Origin of the sequence: Shewanella sp. DNRA4, from assembly GCF_012843185.1 — a bacterium.
Lineage (GTDB): Bacteria > Pseudomonadota > Gammaproteobacteria > Enterobacterales > Shewanellaceae > Shewanella > Shewanella xiamenensis.
Genome location: NZ_JABAIP010000011.1, coordinates 182,631 through 199,012 on the forward strand (window position 1 = coordinate 182,631; position 16,382 = coordinate 199,012).

A 16,382-nucleotide genomic window follows, 5' to 3' on the forward strand; every position below is an offset into this window, starting at 1 on the left:
ACGAATAAAGGAACTGCCGAGTGAAATTAAGGGATAATTTTAAACGTAAAACCATTGACCGCTTAGACTATCGCTATCACCTCTTATTGTTGATTGTACCGATAGTGCTTTTCGTTTTATTGTTCGTTTTTAATGCTCCGACAGAAGGCTGGACTATTCTCCCTCTGCTGTTTGTGTGCCTTATCTATGTCATTGCCTACAGCTTAATCTACTATCTCCACCAAGGGCGTTTAACTCGCCTATGGCAACATCTAGAGCAAGTCGTGAACATTAACGATGCCATTTACGAACTTGCCCACCTGTCGAGTCAGTATAAAAATGAACATGCATTTCTCGATGCCCTGTTGAATAAAGCCGTCTGTATTATTAACGGTGCAGAAATGGGCAGCATTATCAAAGTCAATGAAGATAACCATAGACTGCATTTCGAGTCAGTAGTTGGACTCGATCTTAACAAGCTAAAACAATTAAATTTTTCCCTTGAACAATCCTTCGAGTATCGACTCACCAAGGGTAAATGTGACCGTGTAGTCGTTGTGGATGATATGAAAAATATCAATGCCGCAAGCACGCTAACAGATGAACAGCAACAGGTGCTGCTTACAGCAGCCAAGCAACCGATACGCTCCACACTCTCAAGCCCAATACGGATTGATGGCAAACTTTACGGTATGCTGAATCTCGACAGCAGTAGTGTTGGCGCCTTTAACGACTACGACCGTAATTTGGTCTCTATTCTTACCCACGAGGCCAGCAACGCCATTGCCCTGTATCAAAAGTCATTACAAATCACTAAACTCGCCAACTTCGACAACTTAACCGGACTCTATAACCGTAAAAACTTCGAAGATGCCCTGCAACATTGGCAACCTAAGGCTCAATTAGGCAGCTTTTTAGTGATCATTGATATGGATAATCTCAAAATTATCAATGATCAACAGGGACATCAGGTCGGCGATGTGGCAATAAAAGAAGTCGCTAAAACAATCCTAGGTTTCTGGAAACACAAAGGGATTATCTCTCGGTTTGGTGGCGATGAGTTTGTCGCCCTATGCCATGGCCCGCTTGAATTACTCGAAAACGATCTGGATGCCATGCGCCTTAAGTTACATCATGAGTCGCCGCTAAATCTCAATTTTAGCGTGGGCATCGCTCCTTACGATAATGATTGGGCTAAGTCTTTTAAACAGGCTGATAATGCAATGTATGAGCAAAAGCGCGGTAAAAAACAGGCCGTTAATGCACTCGAAGCCATAGCGGCTAATAATCAACAGCCGCAATAAACATTCGGCAACAGCTTATAGTCAATAAGCTCCTCGTACATGGGCGCAAGGTTAATCAAAAAATAGCCGCCATAACCAAGAAGAATCTAAATCCTCCTTGCAGGTTTTATACTGAGCCGCATAACGTTTGGCTCTATCATCCACCTTAGCTGCAACCTTGACTAACCAAGCCTTAGACTTATAAGAGCCTCGACGATAACCTCCCCAACCTTCGTGGTAATTGAGGTACTGCGCCTTCGCATCCCATTTAGAAATTCCATTGATTTTATTGGTCTTGTAAATAAACCAGCCCATAAAATCCATGGCATCATCAAAATTACTGCGCGAAGACCAACTATTACCAGTCTCGCGAACATAGTCATCCCACGTCATGGATTTGGCCTGCGCATAACCATAGGCATCACTGGCTCGGCCAATGGGAATAAAGCCTAAAAAGTACTGCATAGGCGGCGCCGCATTATGTTTAAACGAGCTTTCTTGATACATCATTGCCAGAGGCACATGCACGGGTACGCCCCATTTATCACGGGTATCCTTAGCGGCCTCGTACCATGAACGATGTTCTTGAAAAATATCGCAAAGGTTGTCAGGAGATTTTGGCGGAGAAGTGGCGCAACCAGACAGAAAACCTATGGATGCACATAACAGAGTTGTCGAAAGCCATTTCATTAAGCGCTTGTTCTCCAAAGAAGTAAAACTTGCCCATCATCGCACAGTGATAGAATGAGGCAAAGCACCAATCCTGTTTTTGGCGCTAAGATCACCTTAGCACCTATTTTCAGGTCATACTCATTAACAGAAATGACAATCCATTGTTAAAACGAACTATTTTGTTTCAGGACTTAAATCAAACTGGCATTCATGATTTTCTTGTTGCCACACACCAGGCTCCCAATAGTTGGTATCTTTACCCATGTAGCGTTTATCCGTGTGGAATAATGCCCCTATGTGGTAACGCTGGTGCCCTTCGACCACTAACGTAAAGGTTTTTGGCGTTCGCGCGCTAAGAGACACCCCAAGGGATGGAGCATCAATTAACTCGGCAACGGTAAACTCATATTCCCCAGGTGCTAATTGATAATTAGGCTTTGAGACCACAGGCTTACCATCTAGATGAGTCACCACCACTCGATACCAATGGGTACTAGCATCGGGCTGTAAATAGCCCGATACCGTACCACAACTTAAATCATCTTCAGGGGATGAAGCGCAACCTGAGAGTAACGCAGTAGACCCAAGCAAACTGGCAGCGAGAATAAATGTCCGCATCTTCACACCTTGACTCGTTAGGCTGGCGCGCCGAAATAGTCAGTCAGATAATCATCAAAGGATACCGCACGTTGCGCCGCTTCGATGTCCGCTTGCTTGTTAAGCGATGCTTGTGCCTCAGCTTGATAATCGCTGACAACCTCAGTTGATAAGGGGTAATCCATAAAATATTGATGATATTGCTGTGCCAATGACATCACCCACTGCCCATGATCTTGCCCCTTGGTTACCAATTGCTGAAGCACTTGGCCAGACAAGGTTTTCTGTGGATCAACCACAGCGTCTCGCCAATGGGCTAAGGCTGCTTGATAAGCATTTGTTTCACCATCGAGTAATACTGCCAGTGACGATAAGTGATCAAATAGCTCCAAGAGCCATGTCTGTAATGATAATGTTCCCGTTGCCGTAAGCAGCTCAAGTCCAGGCTTACGTCCCTCAAGTACCACTGACTTTAAGTTGGCGCTTAATCGCACCTCTTCAGCGGCATCTGACTTAGGTGATGGTGTTAATAAACAATAGAGTAAGAATAAGTCGAGGAAGCGTACTTGACTTGCCTCAATCCCGATAGGGCTAAAGGGATTGACATCTAATGCACGCACCTCAATATATTCCACCCCAGCACGAGCAAGGGCCTCTGAGGGTTTCTCACCACTTTTTGTCACCCGTTTAGCACGGATGGGTGAGTAAAATTCGTTCTCAATTTGCAGCACGTTAGCATTGAGTTGACGAAATTCACCATCAACCTTAACGCCAATATTGGCAAAGTTTGCCGATGGCATCTTAATTGCCGCTTTAATCCCCGCCAAATACTCGGGCAGAGAGTTATAACTAATATTGAGATCTTCTTGCTCTTTGTTGGTATAGCCCAAATCGCTCATCCGCAGCGACGTTGCATAGGGTAAATACAAAGTGCCGCGTCCCGACTTTTCAAAACGTAAATCGGTCTTTTGACCCTTGATAAATGAGCTACACAACGCTGGAGAGGCACCAAACAAATAAGGCAACACCCAGACCAAACGGCGATAATTGCGGATAAGTCCGAAGTAAGACTCGGAGATAAAATCCTCAAAGCTCAAGCCTTTATCGCTCAGTTCATAGAGGCGTTGCCACAATTCCCGCGATACCGAGAAGTTAAAATGCACCCCAGAAATAATCTGCATCAAAGCGCCGTAACGATAAGTTAAGCCCTTACGATACAAGGTTTTCATCTTACCCGTGTTCGACGTACCGTACCGAGCAATGGGGATATTCGCCTCATCTTTTACATAGCAGGGCATGCTCACGGGCCAAAGACGCTGACCATGCAAATGCCGCACACTATAGGCATGGGTCTGGGTCAAGCCTTGCAATAGCGGCTCAACCTGATTATTCACCGGAGTAATAAATTCAAGCAGTGCTTCACTGTAGTCAGTTGTAATACGCGAGTGAGTCAAGGCCGATCCTAACTCGATGGGGTGACCATCTAGCGCAAGGTAGCCAGATTCATCAATACGTAGCGCCTCACGCTCAATTCCACGTTGCATGCCAAGGAGTGCGGCACGCCCTTGAGCGTCCGAGAAATGTTGTACTAATTCATTGAATGGCTTCAATTTGCGCTTCTCTGATTGGTGGTTCGCTATCGCGACAAGGTTAACAGTCAGACCTTTATTTTGAGGCTTACCTTTCAAAATACGCCTCAAAATAAATCTAAACCTGTCCATGGGGCAAGCCAAATTACATTCTTCTGCAATTAAACGCAGACGGTGACAGCTAATGCTGTCACCGCCATACACTTTAACACTTTAGATAACAGCTACTTTGTGCTGCACGATTAACTTGTCTGCAATTTATACCCAAACAAACGAAAGAGGTTGAAACTCGTATCTTTGGGTTTGTTAGGTATATATAAGGCCAAAAAGCTAATTTACAATACTAAAGTTTCAATTGGATAGCCTAAAGTTGCCAAATCCGCTTCAATTTTAGCCTTGTCACCAACAACCAAGATGATCATTTGTGAGATATCTAGCTCGGAAGCCGCGAGGGCATTGAGTTCATCTTTTGTTACAGTATTTATAATTTTGTCCTGCTCGGTAGTAAAATCTTGGCTTAATTGATAACGCTGAATCATCCGCATAAAACCCGCCTTCTGATAAGGCGTCTCATAATCCAACGCCTGCCCTTGGGAAACCGAGTTTCGCATAAAGGTCAGCTCCGCATCAGTCATCCCTTGCTGCTGATAAGCTTTGATTTCTTTAATAAACTCATTTAAGGCTTTAGCAGTTACATCGGTACGCACATCGCTAGAGGCGATAAACTCACCCGCTTCCCCCGCTCCCGAGAAGCTTGTACGCGCGCCATAGGTATAGCCCTTATTCTCACGTAGGTTAAGGTTAATACGACTATTAAAAGCCCCCCCTAGAGGGTAGTTCATTAAATACGATTTAAAATAATTGCCTGTTGCATCATAGGGTAAGGCGCGTTTCGCAATATTGATCACCGACTGAGCTGCGCCCGGTTTATCTATCAGATAAATAGTCCCGCCCTTCAGTGCAGGGAATGATTTGAGTGGCGGCAATGTGCTCACCTCCCCTTGCCATTGGCTCAATCCCGCAAGCTTAGGTAGTAACGCACTTTCTGGCAGATTTGCCACAGTAATGATTTTGGCATTAGCACCACGATACTGCTCGGCGTAAAATGCCTTTACATCAGCAAGTGTCAGCGCGGCTACTGAATCTAACGTCCCCGCATCACTGACCCCAAGGGCGTTATTGTTACCGTAGAGCAAGCTATACAGCGCAGCATTGGCCTGATAGCTAGGATTAGACTGCATATGTTGAATTTGCTGTAATTGTTGCTGCTTCACCCGAGCAAAATCGGCCTCATTGAAGGCAGGCTCAAACAGCTTTTCTTCTAAGATGGCTAATGTTTCATCCAAATGCTCGGTGAGCGCTGAAACTTTAATCGTGCTTTGATATTCCGAAGCACTAAAATCGACCGTGCTACCTAACATCTCAAGCGCCTGTGACAATTGTTCACTGCTACGCTTTTGGGTCGATTCATTGAGCATTTCCGCGGTTAAGCTTGCCAGTCCCGCCTTTTCGACGGGGACGAGTCGATGACCACCGTTAAGATAAATCACCAACTCAACCGTTGGTGTCTCGGCGCTTTGAGTGCCCATAACTTCAATGCCATTGGCTAACTTACTGGTCCAGATTTGCGGCACTTTCAGCACAGGCGCAGCCCCCGTTGCGGGCATTTTTGAACGATCAAAGCTTGAAACCAATTTAGCGGTAGGTAATTCACCTTCAACCGCCGTTTGGGCGACCGGCAGCGTTTGGGCAGTGAAGTTATCGGGATGGGCAACTAAGGCCTTCATACCCTGCGGCACCACACTCATCACCACCATAGGTTTGTCTTTGATGTATTTTTTAAATACGCGCATCACATCGTCTTTAGTGACATTAGCGTAACGAGCAAGGTCAGAAGCTATTTTATTCGGCTCACCAAACAAGGTTTGATTTAGCGCCAAAGTCGATACTTTTCCTTTGACACTTTGCAGACCAAATATGCTATCGGCCTCAAACTGGACTTTTACTTTTTGCAAGTCTTCGTCGGTCACGCCGCGCTGCTGGAACTCATTAATAGATGCCAAGATCCGCTGCTCAAGCTCAGCAAGCGTCGTCCCTTTTTGTGGATTAGCTAGGGCGTAAATCGACATCTGGCATGCCAACTCCTGACAGGGTTGGCTCACGCTGGCCTGCACTGCATAACCATCCTTCACCAGATTTTTATAGATTAATGAGGTTTTCCCTCCACCTAAAATATTGGCTAATAAATCCAGCGCAGCCTCATCGGGATGACTGGCATACACGGTCGGAAACCCTATACGGATCAGCGGTAAATGTACGTTATCTTCCATCGAAATATAGCGGGTCTTATCAAGCGTAACTAAGGTCTTAGGTTCGGACTGAACCTCTGGGCCTCGGGGGATTTCGCCAAAGTATTTATTTACCCAAGCTAAAGCTTGCTGCTCATCAAAATCGCCACCAATCGTCAGCGTGGCATTATTAGGGCCGTACCAGCGCTGGAAAAAGTGCTTAACATCATCCACTGTGGCGCGGTTAAGATCCTCTGGCCAGCCAATAACAGGCCAGGAATATGGATGTCCAACTGGAAACATAGCTTGATTAAAACGCTCGCTCATTCGGCCATAGGGTTGATTATCAATCCGTTGAGCGCGCTCATTTTTTACCGTCTCACGCTGCACTTCAAATTTCTCACTGGTCAGCGCTGGCAATAAAAAGCCCATACGGTCAGACTCAAGCCACAGCATTTTTTCGAGCTGATTGCTAGGGACTGTCTCAAAATAGTTGGTTCTATCAGTATTAGTGGAACCGTTAAGCATTCCACCCGCCTCGGTCACCACCTCAAAATGCTGCTCATCGGCAACGTGCTCTGAGCCTTGGAACATCATATGTTCAAACAAATGAGCGAACCCAGAGCGACCAGCGAGTTCACGGGCTGAGCCGACATGATAAGTCACATCAACATGCACTAGAGGATCAGAGCGATCCTGATGCAAAATTACGGTAAGGCCATTAGCAAGCTGATATTTTTTATAGGGAATACCGACTTGTGAATCTGTGAGTTGCACATTTTCAATTAACCTTATACCTGTAGGTATTTGGGTTGAAGTTTCAGAGGCACAGCCTGCAAGTGCGGCGGAAATCGCAACCGCTAGTATCCATTTTTTCAAAGTATTCCCCTTATACATCAATGGGCTAAAAATTAGCTCAGCTCAAAACCTTTTATCCACAATCACTTAAGACGCTTAAATATCAGCAAAGTTCCAATTAATACAATGACTTCCTTTACTAAATCCCGCCCTTTAACCGAACAACTCCGTTAATAAATCAACCAAGCCAGTGTAATGTCACTGCAGCTACCATAAGATAACGAACTGTTTTACCGATAAAAATCATACTCAACGCGGGTAACATGGGTAGCTTTAACCAACCCGCAAGTAAACATAATATATCCCCGATAATCGGTGCCCACGACAGTAATAAGGACCACACGCCATAACGCTCGATAAGTGTTAAGGCTTTGGCATGTTTGCCTTCACTCAATGCCTCTGGGGACTTAGCAAACCGCCCTAAACGTCCAAGATAAAAACTTGTCATCGCCCCTAAGGTATTACCAATACTGGCTACAGCAACTAATACTAACCAAGCTTGCGGGACTTTATTTAACAGGGCGACGAGCAAAACTTCAGATCCACCCGGTAACAAGGTGGCCGCCAAAAAAGCTCCCGAAAACATGACAATTAAGTCCGACATAAAAACTTACTCTATGAAATTAATAATTTTTTACATTAAATATTGGGTTACAACCTTGACGTTAAAACGATGTAAAAACCAACTATTTCACAACAAACTCATTTATCACAATAAGTTATAAGAAAATCGGTTTGTTATAACCCTGTCACTGCCGATACAATGCCTTTAATGGCAGAAATTGTCCTGTACCTGACGCGCCGCTTGGTATAAGTTCATTTACTTCAAGTGGATACACATACTAGCATCTCAGGTCTATGGGCTTGTAATGATATATTTTTGGAAAACGCATGATCCTTCAAACTATTAGCCGCATCCCTTTTTGGCAAAAAGTCCTCACAGGCTTTATCTTAGGTGCGCTCGTTGGCGTGTTATTAGGCGAAAGCGCAACTGTGCTTAAACCGCTTGGCGATCTATTTATTAGCGCGATTAAGATGCTAGTTGCGCCACTGGTCTTCTGCGCTATCGTGGTAAGTATTACCTCGCTAGGCTCTCAAACCAATCTAAAACGCTTAAGCCTTAAAACCTTAGGCATGTTTATGCTAACAGGTACAATCGCCTCGTTAATCGGCTTAGCCGTTGGTTCGCTTATTGATATGGGCGGCACGATGCAACTGGCCACCACTGAAGTGCGTGAGCGCAATATACCAGGGTTTGCGCAAGTGCTACTCGATATGATCCCTGTCAATCCATTTGCCTCACTGGCCGAAGGTAAAGTACTGCAAATTATTGTGTTTGCCGCTTTAGTCGGGATTGCCATCAACAAGGTTGGCGAGAAGGCTGAGCCGCTTAAACGCACAATTGAAGCGGGCGCCGAAGTGATGTTTCAACTGACTCGTATGGTGTTAAAACTCACCCCAATTGGTGTATTTGGCTTAATGGCTTGGGTAGTGGGTGAATATGGTTTATCGACCCTATTGCCTCTAGGTAAGTTTATCGCCGCAATCTATATTGCAGCCCTGATACATATGATTTTTGTGTATGGTGGCTTTGTGAAATTTGCAGGCTTAAGCCCTATGCAATTTTTCCGCAAGGCTATGCCTGCGCAATTAGTGGCTTTTAGTACCTCTTCAAGCTTTGGCACGTTGCCAGCCAGCACTAGAGCGGTTGAAACCATGGGTGTTTCTAAGCGCTACAGCGCCTTTGTTATGCCGCTCGGTGCCACCATGAACATGGATGGCTGTGGTGGTATCTATCCTGCAATTTCGGCTATTTTTATCGCGCAGATTTACGGCATTCCACTCGATACCTTAGATTATGTGATGATTGCCGTCACCGCAACGGTTGCCTCTGTCGGTACTGCTGGCGTGCCAGGCAGTGCAATGGTGATGTTAACAGTGACCTTAGGCGTGATTGGGTTACCGCTCGAAGGTATTGCCTTTATCGCCGCAATCGACCGTATTATCGATATGATCCGCACCGCGACGAACGTAACTGGCGATATGATGACTGCCGTTGTGATTGGTAAATCAGAAAATGAGTTGGATATTGAACAGTTTAATGCCAAAGATACTCAAGCATCGTTAGCCTAATACCTAGCATTGCATCACTGTATACAAAAAACCACCTTAACTAAGGTGGTTTTTTTAGCCCTTTTAAAAGCCATGCATGCTGGTGCTCACCCTAAACCACCCGGCAATACTGTTACGTTGCGCCAAGGTTTTAGTCACCTCATGGGGAAAACGCTCGCTTAAGAAAATCACAAAGTGCCCCATTTTTGGCGCTATACGTTCAATCTCATTATCGGCTTCATCGTAAATAATCAGCTCGCCGCAGTCTGCTGGCGTCCAATCCGGATTTAAGAAAAACACCGTGGTTAAGATGCGGTTTTGACTGCCTTTTAGCGCATCCACATGCTTCTTATAAAAAGCGCCGGGTTGATACACAGCATAATGACTTTCATAGTCAAACAACCCCATAAATAAGCGACGATTGAGCCCATCCTTTAATTGCATCATCAAATCCAAATAGAGTGAATCAGGCTCATGCTGCTCCTCTAACCACTGAATCCGGTCACGACGAATATCGGGGTTAAGTTGTTGTTCTGCACCACGTCCAATCGAAGCCGCTTTGAGCTCATGTATTTCTGTTGTTCGAACTTTTTCCAGCAATACTTGGCTTATATGACTAGGAACTAACTCGGGTAAAAAGATATAGCCTTTGTCTACCAAGGCGTCAGCGATCACATCCAGCACTGCTTCACTTAATTGCGAAACCATTAATGCTACATCCAATATAAAGAGGCTACGCTTTAGCTGTACTCAAGGGCTCAAAGGAGGGGAAACTGAGCCTGATTTTCGAGGGGCGTCGATACGGGATAAAGAAGTTATCCCACAGTCAAATGTGGCGGGATTTTAGAGTAAAGATTATCGAAAAACAATAGCGTAAAAAAAGGCTTGATAGGTTGCCCTACCAAGCCTTTGGCCCTTTTTACAATGACTCGCTTAGTCGACTAAACCACGACGTTTTAATAAGGCATCGGTCGTAGGCTTTTGACCAGTAAAGTGGATGTAATTCTGCATCAAATCTTCGCTGTTGCCTTTAGACAATACCGCTTCACGGAACTTATCGCCGTTTTCAGCTTTTAAGCCCCCATGTTGGCCCATATAGGCGAAGGCATCGGCGGCAAACACTTCTGTCCACAGGTAAGCGTAATAACCGGCTGAATAGCCACCCGAGAAGGCATGGCTAAAATAGCTCGACTTATAACGCGGTGGGATCGGCGCGAAATCGAGGCCGTGTTTGGCTAACACTTGATGCTCAAACTGTTCCACATCCTTGATTTGGGTGTCGGCACCAATCGAGTGCCATTCCATATCCAGTAATGCAGCCGCTAAATACTCCACAGTATCAAAACCTTGACCAAATTTATTCGAGGCTAATATCTTATCGAGTAGGGCTTTTGGAATAGGCTCGCCAGTTTGATAATGTTTGGCGTAATTGGCAATGACCGCAGGGTCAATGTTCCAATCTTCGTTAACTTGAGATGGAAACTCCACAAAGTCGCGCGCAGTAGAGGTGCCCGCCACACTTGGGTATTTCACCTTGGAGAATAAACCATGCACCGCATGACCAAATTCGTGGAACATAGTGGTCACTTCATCGAAGGTCATCAAGGTTGGACCGTCAGCAGGTTTTGGGATATTCAGTGCGTTATATACCACAGGCTTAGTGCCTAGCAGGCCGCTTTGAGTGACAAACTCATCCATCCACGCGCCGCCGCCCTTACCTTCACGGGCATAAGGATCAAGGTAGAACAGGCCAATTGAGCTGTTGTCTTTATCGAAAACCTCAAAGGCGAGCACATCGCTATGCCATACTGGTAAATCGGTGCGAGGTTTAATGCTAATGCCGTAGAGTTTGTTCATTGCGAAGAACAAACCATCCTTGAGCACTGAATTGAATTCAAAATAAGGTTTGATGCTGCTCTCGTCGAGGGCATACTTTTGTTGGCGCACTTTCTCGGCGTAATAAGCCCAATCCCAAGGTTGCAATTCAAAATTGCCGCCAGCTTTTTTGATTTCAGCTTGGATATCCGCCGCATCGGCCTTAGCGTGAGCCAACGCCTTAGGCGCCAAGTCATCTAAAATTTCATACACTGCGCTTGGCGTTTTAGCCATTTGGTCGGCCACGGCATAGGCAGCCCAAGTATCAAAGCCGAGTAAATTGGCTTTCTTGGCGCGCAGCTGCGCCATCTTCACGATTAAAGGGCCATTGCTAGCAACGGCGCGGTGGGCCGAGGTTTCCCAGACTTTTTGGCGCAGTTCACGATTATTTAAACTGGCTAAAATAGGCTGACGCGTCGTGTTCACTAAGGTAATCAAGTAACCCGTTTTACCCGCTGCTTGCGCTGCGGCCGCTAAGGTCGCGATTTCACTGTCAGATAAACCGTCTAGCTGTGCCTTGTCTGTCACGACAATCACATCGTCTTTAAATGACTTTAAGCTGTTTTGGGAAAACTCAGTCGCAAGGGTGGCCAACTCAGCGTTGAAATCACGCATTTGGGCTTTATCGGCATCGGATAATTTGGCCCCAGCACGCACAAACTGCTCGTAATAAAACTCGACTAGGCGCTTATCTTCAGCATTTAACGTGTCACGTTGTTGATACACGGTTTCAACACGTGCAAATAAGCTTGGATCTAAATAAATGTTATCGCGATGAGCCGATAACTTAGGCGCTAAATCCGCCTCCGTTTTTTGAAAATTATCATCGGAGATCAAACCCGCGAGGTTAAAGAAGGTGCGTGACACTCGAGTCAACAACCCACCCGACGTTTCCATAGCTAAAATGGTATTCTCAAAGGTCGGCGCCTGTTTATTGCCAATAATGGCGGCGATTTCAGCCTCGTGCTCTTTTATCCCCTGCGCAAAGGCGGGGGCATAATCCGAGCTCTTGATCAAATTAAACTGCGGTGCTTGATCTTGTAATGGACTCTTGCTTAATAACACATTGGTCGCATCTATTTGAGCTGGTGTTGAAGCAGCTTTGGCTGCGACCGCATTAGTAGCTTCAGAATTTACAGCAGAATTTTCAGAACAGGCGCCCAATAACAACGCCGCGGTAACAGCGGTAAAAATAACAGACTTACGCATATTAACTCCCTTAAGTGTCACTGCCCTGTCTTTATATTTTTTAAGTGAAAGGTGCGAGTAACGGATTTTGGCTTCTCTTCCAACGAGTGCATCTTCAAGGCACTGTCGTCGACGCACAACCTTAGCAAGTTAACCGCCATTCAGCCAAGCTTTCGACCAACGTATTCAAGGCTAAATTGTATCGCTTTATGTGTGACGAACCTCAAATAACATCATCAAGCGAGCACCACTGCCATGCCCACATTACATCTGAATAATAAAAATCATAAACAACATGATAAATATAAAAATAATTTAATTTAAAAATAATAAGTTACCTAAGAACAATTATAAAAACGCTAAAGGTTAACGCAATAATGATATAAAAACCGGTTTAAAATCAAACCATTTTAATAACAAATATTAATTATCTTTAACAAACAACCAATCCAAGTGTTTATCCAACAGACAAACAAAAATCACGTCATATATCGACTGTAATTTAACCAATCAAATTCATTGTCACAATTTAATACAGCCTTTATCCAATTAATGTCACATTCAGATCATCAAATGTCTTTATAATCCTGTTCGTTAACTTAATGCTTCTGTAACTAATCGTTTTCAGAACAGTTTTCAGAATATGAGTTAACTGGATGATGGGCATGCTCAAAAATAGAGCATGTATTAGGGTCACATAAATATAAATAGAGAAAACTATGTTAAATAAAAAACTACTCGCAGTGATGATCACTGCCGCCCTTGGTGTAAGCGCCTGTGGCTCAGATGATGAGCCAATTGTTCAAGCGGATTTACGTGTATTAGAAACCACCGATCTGCACACGAATATCATGGATTTCAACTACTACAACGGCAAAGTCGATCCAACAATTGGCCTAGCGCGTACCGCAAGTTTAATTCATGCGGCTCGTCAGGAGTCCAAAAACAGTGTGCTCGTTGATAACGGTGACCTACTTCAAGGTAGTCCAATGGGCGACTATATGGCTAAAGTCGGTCTGCAAATGGGCGATGTTCACCCGGCTTATAAAGCGATGAACCTACTAGATTACGAAGTGGGAAATATCGGGAATCACGAATTTAACTATGGTTTAGATTTTTTAAATAAATCACTTCATGGTGCTAAATTTCCTTATATTAACGCCAACGTATATTGTGCTGATGAAAACGGTTGTTGGAATAATGTGAAAAAAGGTGAGCATTTATTCACCCCATATATCATTAAAGAAAAACAAATTATCGATAACGAAGGAAATAACCAAACCATTAAGATTGGTTATATTGGTTTTGTGCCGCCACAAATCTTATTGTGGGATAAACAAAATCTTACTGGCAAAGTTAAGGTTGAAGATATCGTCGAGACAGCAAAGAAATATGTGCCTGAAATGAAGGCGAAAGGCGCTGATTTGATTATCGCGATCCCCCACTCTGGTATCGGTTCAACAGAGAATCCTGGCGATCCAATGGCGGAAAACGCTACCTACGCGTTAACGAATGTAAAAGATATTAATGCCATTATGTTTGGTCACAGCCACTCCATCTTCCCCGATGCCAAATATGCCGACCTACCTAATACAGATGTGACTAAGGGTCTATTAAACGGCGTCCCAGCCGTCATGCCTGGACGTTGGGGTGATAACTTAGGTGTGGTTGACTTTAAACTAGAGCGTAAAGACGGTAAATGGGTGGTACTTAGTGCAACGACTAAGGCTCGTCCTATCTATGATGGCACAACTAAAACGCCATTAGTGGAAGCAGACGCTGCCATTCATGATGCAGTCGCCGCCGAGCACCAAGGCACACTTGCCTTCGTGGATGAGCCAATTGGGGTTGCTGCCGCCGATATGTATAGCTTCTTGACCTTAGTGCAGGACGATCCAACGGTGCAAATCGTTTCCGATGCACAAATAGCCAACGTAAAAGCCAAACTCCCAGAGGCGTTAAAAGATCTGCCTGTATTATCGGCCTCTGCGCCATTCAAAGCCGGCGGACGCCATGGCACAACCAGCGATGCAGACCAATACGTGCAAGTGGATAAAGGCGCATTGACCTTTAAAAATGCTGCCGATCTTTATCTCTACCCTAATACCATGGTGGCGGTAAAGGCCACAGGTGCAGAGCTGAAAGACTGGCTGGAATGTTCCGCTAACCAGTTTAAGCAAATCGACCCAAGTAAAACAACGCCACAGGAGTTAATCAACTGGGACGGTCATCCAACCTACAACTTCGACGTACTCGATGGTTTAACTTATAAAATTGATGTCACTCAACCAAGTAAGTTCGACCGTGACTGCGCTGTTGTCAACGCCAATGCTAACCGTATCGTCGATTTAAGCTATACCGATGAAAATGGCAAAGTATTCACTGGCGAAGAATTTGCAGCCAAAGAATTTATCGTGGCTTCAAATAACTATCGCGCCTTTGGTGGTAAGTTCGCCGGTACAGGCAGTGACCATGTGGTTCTGGAACTGCCAGATACCAACCGTGAAGCCTTAGCGGCCTATATCACAGCGCAATCTAAGTACAATGAAACAACAGGCAAGTACGAAGGCATGGTAAACCCAAGTGCTGACTACAACTGGGATTTCAAAACCATCAACACGAATGTGACCCTTGATATTCGCTTCCAAACCCAAGATAGCGATAAAGCCGCAACCTTTATCGAAGCGAATAAACAACGCGAAATGACCAAACTGAGTAAAGATGAACTTGGTTTTGCCGTGTACCGCATCAACCTAAGCCAAGATAAAGCAAAGTAATTTGCGTTACTTCCACTTAGATTAAGTTGAAGAGAAGTAGGTATAACCTAGCTTCGTGCTTTGGATCAGAAAAGGCTCTTCGTGAGCCTTTTCTTTTAGTTTCATCCCTGCATGCTCTAAACCTTAACAAAATAAACTAAATGAGTTTATTCCTTTGCCATCTAAGGTTTTGTGTAATCCGCTATCTCACTTATCATTAATACTTGATATAAACGAAGAGAAAGCTTATGAAATCCCCTTCTATACTGTGTGCATCAACCCTATTGCTTGCCAGCCTACAACCCGCTTGTGCCGAAGTAATTCTACAGCTTCCAAGCGATGTCGAGCTGCTCACCGTAAATGGACAAAAGCCATTAAACACCTCACCTGTTACGCTAAGTAATGGATTGAACCAAATCGCTTTTCGCTACAATGCTCAATACCGTAAACAGGCAAATTCAGTACGCTATCAATCGGACGTGCTGATCATTCGCTTTAATCAAACAGACCAAGAATTACATCTCAAACTGCCCAATATAGATTCGGCTAAGGCTGCAAAGCAATTCGATGAGTTACCATTACTCATGCTTTTAGATAAGCATAATCAAGTGATTGCGTTCGACCAAGATAGATTAGTGAAAAACGGGTTACAGATAGGCCGAAACTTCGAGCAGGAAATCTTTCAGTATAATCAGGGACAACATCCCGCCTCGATAACGTTTACCACTCAGCAAAGCCTGCCTCAAGTATCAGCGACAACGAGTGCACCAACTCTGCCTGCCACCGCTTCTGCGACGTCCACTACAGTGACCACCACAGCAGTCGCATCCACAGCTGCAATAACACAAAGCACAGCGCCTGATTCACCAACTCAAGCCGAAATCAGCCATATGCTGGATTATTGGTATCAACTCGCCGATGACGTCACTAAAGCAAAGTTCAAAGCCAAAATTAATGGGCAATAAGCTTATTCGTTATACCATTCCGTATTAAAGCTCAGTCACCTTCGCCCATTCCCGAGAGCACATCTTTATCATGCGTTTTGTACAACTGATAAAGCTGTTCCATGCTTGGCTGCAGGCATCCACTATGTCCTCATATCCTTTAAAACAGCGATTGGCGAGATAATGTTGGCGCAGCCAACTCCATACCTGTTCGATAGGGTTTAGTTCTGGGGAATATGGC

The 16,382-nt window shown here is 44.7% G+C and carries 12 protein-coding genes; 4 read left to right on the plus strand and 8 right to left on the minus strand.

Annotated features, from left to right (window positions below):
* Window positions 1-20: 20 nt before the first annotated feature.
* Window positions 21-1,283 (plus strand): sensor domain-containing diguanylate cyclase, encoded by a 1,263-nt coding sequence (locus HG547_RS13700; protein WP_169548124.1) that lies wholly within the window; start codon window positions 21-23, stop codon window positions 1,281-1,283.
* Between the two features lie 51 nt (window positions 1,284-1,334).
* On the opposite strand, the gene HG547_RS13705 is transcribed toward HG547_RS13700, so the two are convergent.
* The 5 genes from HG547_RS13705 to HG547_RS13725 form a co-directional block, all read right to left on the minus strand.
* Complete coding sequence (locus HG547_RS13705; RefSeq protein ID WP_037421266.1) at window positions 1,335-1,952, minus strand: lipoprotein; 618 nt, start codon at window positions 1,950-1,952, stop codon at window positions 1,335-1,337.
* A 156-nt stretch (window positions 1,953-2,108) separates the two neighbouring features.
* Entirely contained in the window at window positions 2,109-2,552 is a 444-nt protein-coding gene (locus tag HG547_RS13710; RefSeq protein WP_086024063.1) for a hypothetical protein, read from the minus strand.
* Between the two features lie 17 nt (window positions 2,553-2,569).
* Window positions 2,570-4,219, minus strand: coding sequence for a glutamate--cysteine ligase (gene gshA, locus HG547_RS13715; protein ID WP_169548125.1), 1,650 nt, complete (start codon window positions 4,217-4,219; stop codon window positions 2,570-2,572).
* Window positions 4,220-4,455: 236 nt separating this feature from the next.
* Window positions 4,456-7,305: a pitrilysin family protein gene (locus HG547_RS13720; protein ID WP_169548126.1), complete on the minus strand. Its 2,850-nt coding sequence runs from the start codon at window positions 7,303-7,305 to the stop codon at window positions 4,456-4,458.
* A gap of 139 nt (window positions 7,306-7,444) precedes the next feature.
* Window positions 7,445-7,870 carry a YqaA family protein gene (locus tag HG547_RS13725; RefSeq protein ID WP_037421279.1) on the minus strand — a complete coding sequence of 142 codons (426 nt, stop codon included), beginning with the start codon at window positions 7,868-7,870 and terminating at the stop codon, window positions 7,445-7,447.
* Between the two features lie 287 nt (window positions 7,871-8,157).
* Between HG547_RS13725 and HG547_RS13730 the strand changes: the two genes are divergently transcribed.
* Entirely contained in the window at window positions 8,158-9,399 is a 1,242-nt protein-coding gene (locus tag HG547_RS13730) for a dicarboxylate/amino acid:cation symporter (protein WP_037421282.1), read from the plus strand.
* Window positions 9,400-9,462: 63 nt separating this feature from the next.
* Here HG547_RS13730 and HG547_RS13735 read toward each other — a convergent pair whose 3' ends face one another.
* The gene (locus tag HG547_RS13735) at window positions 9,463-10,086 is read right to left on the minus strand and encodes a 2OG-Fe(II) oxygenase (protein WP_099457624.1); all 624 of its coding nucleotides are present in this window, start codon (window positions 10,084-10,086) and stop codon (window positions 9,463-9,465) included.
* A gap of 225 nt (window positions 10,087-10,311) precedes the next feature.
* A complete protein-coding gene (locus HG547_RS13740; RefSeq protein ID WP_169548127.1) occupies window positions 10,312-12,462 on the minus strand; it encodes a M3 family metallopeptidase in 2,151 nt (716 codons plus the stop codon).
* A gap of 698 nt (window positions 12,463-13,160) precedes the next feature.
* On the opposite strand from HG547_RS13740, the gene HG547_RS13745 reads away from it, so the two are divergent.
* Together HG547_RS13745 and HG547_RS13750 are read left to right on the plus strand one after the other, a co-directional pair.
* On the plus strand, window positions 13,161-15,218 hold the full coding sequence (locus HG547_RS13745; RefSeq protein WP_169548128.1) for a bifunctional 2',3'-cyclic-nucleotide 2'-phosphodiesterase/3'-nucleotidase: 2,058 nt from the start codon (window positions 13,161-13,163) through the stop codon (window positions 15,216-15,218).
* A 227-nt stretch (window positions 15,219-15,445) separates the two neighbouring features.
* Entirely contained in the window at window positions 15,446-16,162 is a 717-nt protein-coding gene (locus tag HG547_RS13750) for a DUF2057 domain-containing protein (RefSeq protein WP_140907355.1), read from the plus strand.
* 24 nt (window positions 16,163-16,186) lie between these two features.
* Here HG547_RS13750 and HG547_RS13755 read toward each other — a convergent pair.
* A partial coding sequence (locus HG547_RS13755; protein ID WP_211164651.1) for a transposase occupies window positions 16,187-16,382 on the minus strand: 196 nt, incomplete at its 5' end.

What these genes read in the sequence shown, in the direction of transcription:
- HG547_RS13705 (WP_037421266.1), bottom strand. Translation starts at nt 1,952, where the DNA reads ATGAAATGGCTTTCGACAACTCTGTTATGTGCATCCATAGGTTTTCTG.
- HG547_RS13740 (WP_169548127.1), bottom strand. Translation starts at nt 12,462, where the DNA reads ATGCGTAAGTCTGTTATTTTTACCGCTGTTACCGCGGCGTTGTTATTG.
- HG547_RS13750 (WP_140907355.1), top strand. Translation starts at nt 15,446, where the DNA reads ATGAAATCCCCTTCTATACTGTGTGCATCAACCCTATTGCTTGCCAGC.
- HG547_RS13745 (WP_169548128.1), top strand. Translation starts at nt 13,161, where the DNA reads ATGTTAAATAAAAAACTACTCGCAGTGATGATCACTGCCGCCCTTGGT.
- HG547_RS13735 (WP_099457624.1), bottom strand. Translation starts at nt 10,086, where the DNA reads ATGGTTTCGCAATTAAGTGAAGCAGTGCTGGATGTGATCGCTGACGCC.
- HG547_RS13730 (WP_037421282.1), top strand. Translation starts at nt 8,158, where the DNA reads ATGATCCTTCAAACTATTAGCCGCATCCCTTTTTGGCAAAAAGTCCTC.
- HG547_RS13725 (WP_037421279.1), bottom strand. Translation starts at nt 7,870, where the DNA reads ATGTCGGACTTAATTGTCATGTTTTCGGGAGCTTTTTTGGCGGCCACC.
- HG547_RS13710 (WP_086024063.1), bottom strand. Translation starts at nt 2,552, where the DNA reads ATGCGGACATTTATTCTCGCTGCCAGTTTGCTTGGGTCTACTGCGTTA.
- HG547_RS13720 (WP_169548126.1), bottom strand. Translation starts at nt 7,305, where the DNA reads ATGTATAAGGGGAATACTTTGAAAAAATGGATACTAGCGGTTGCGATT.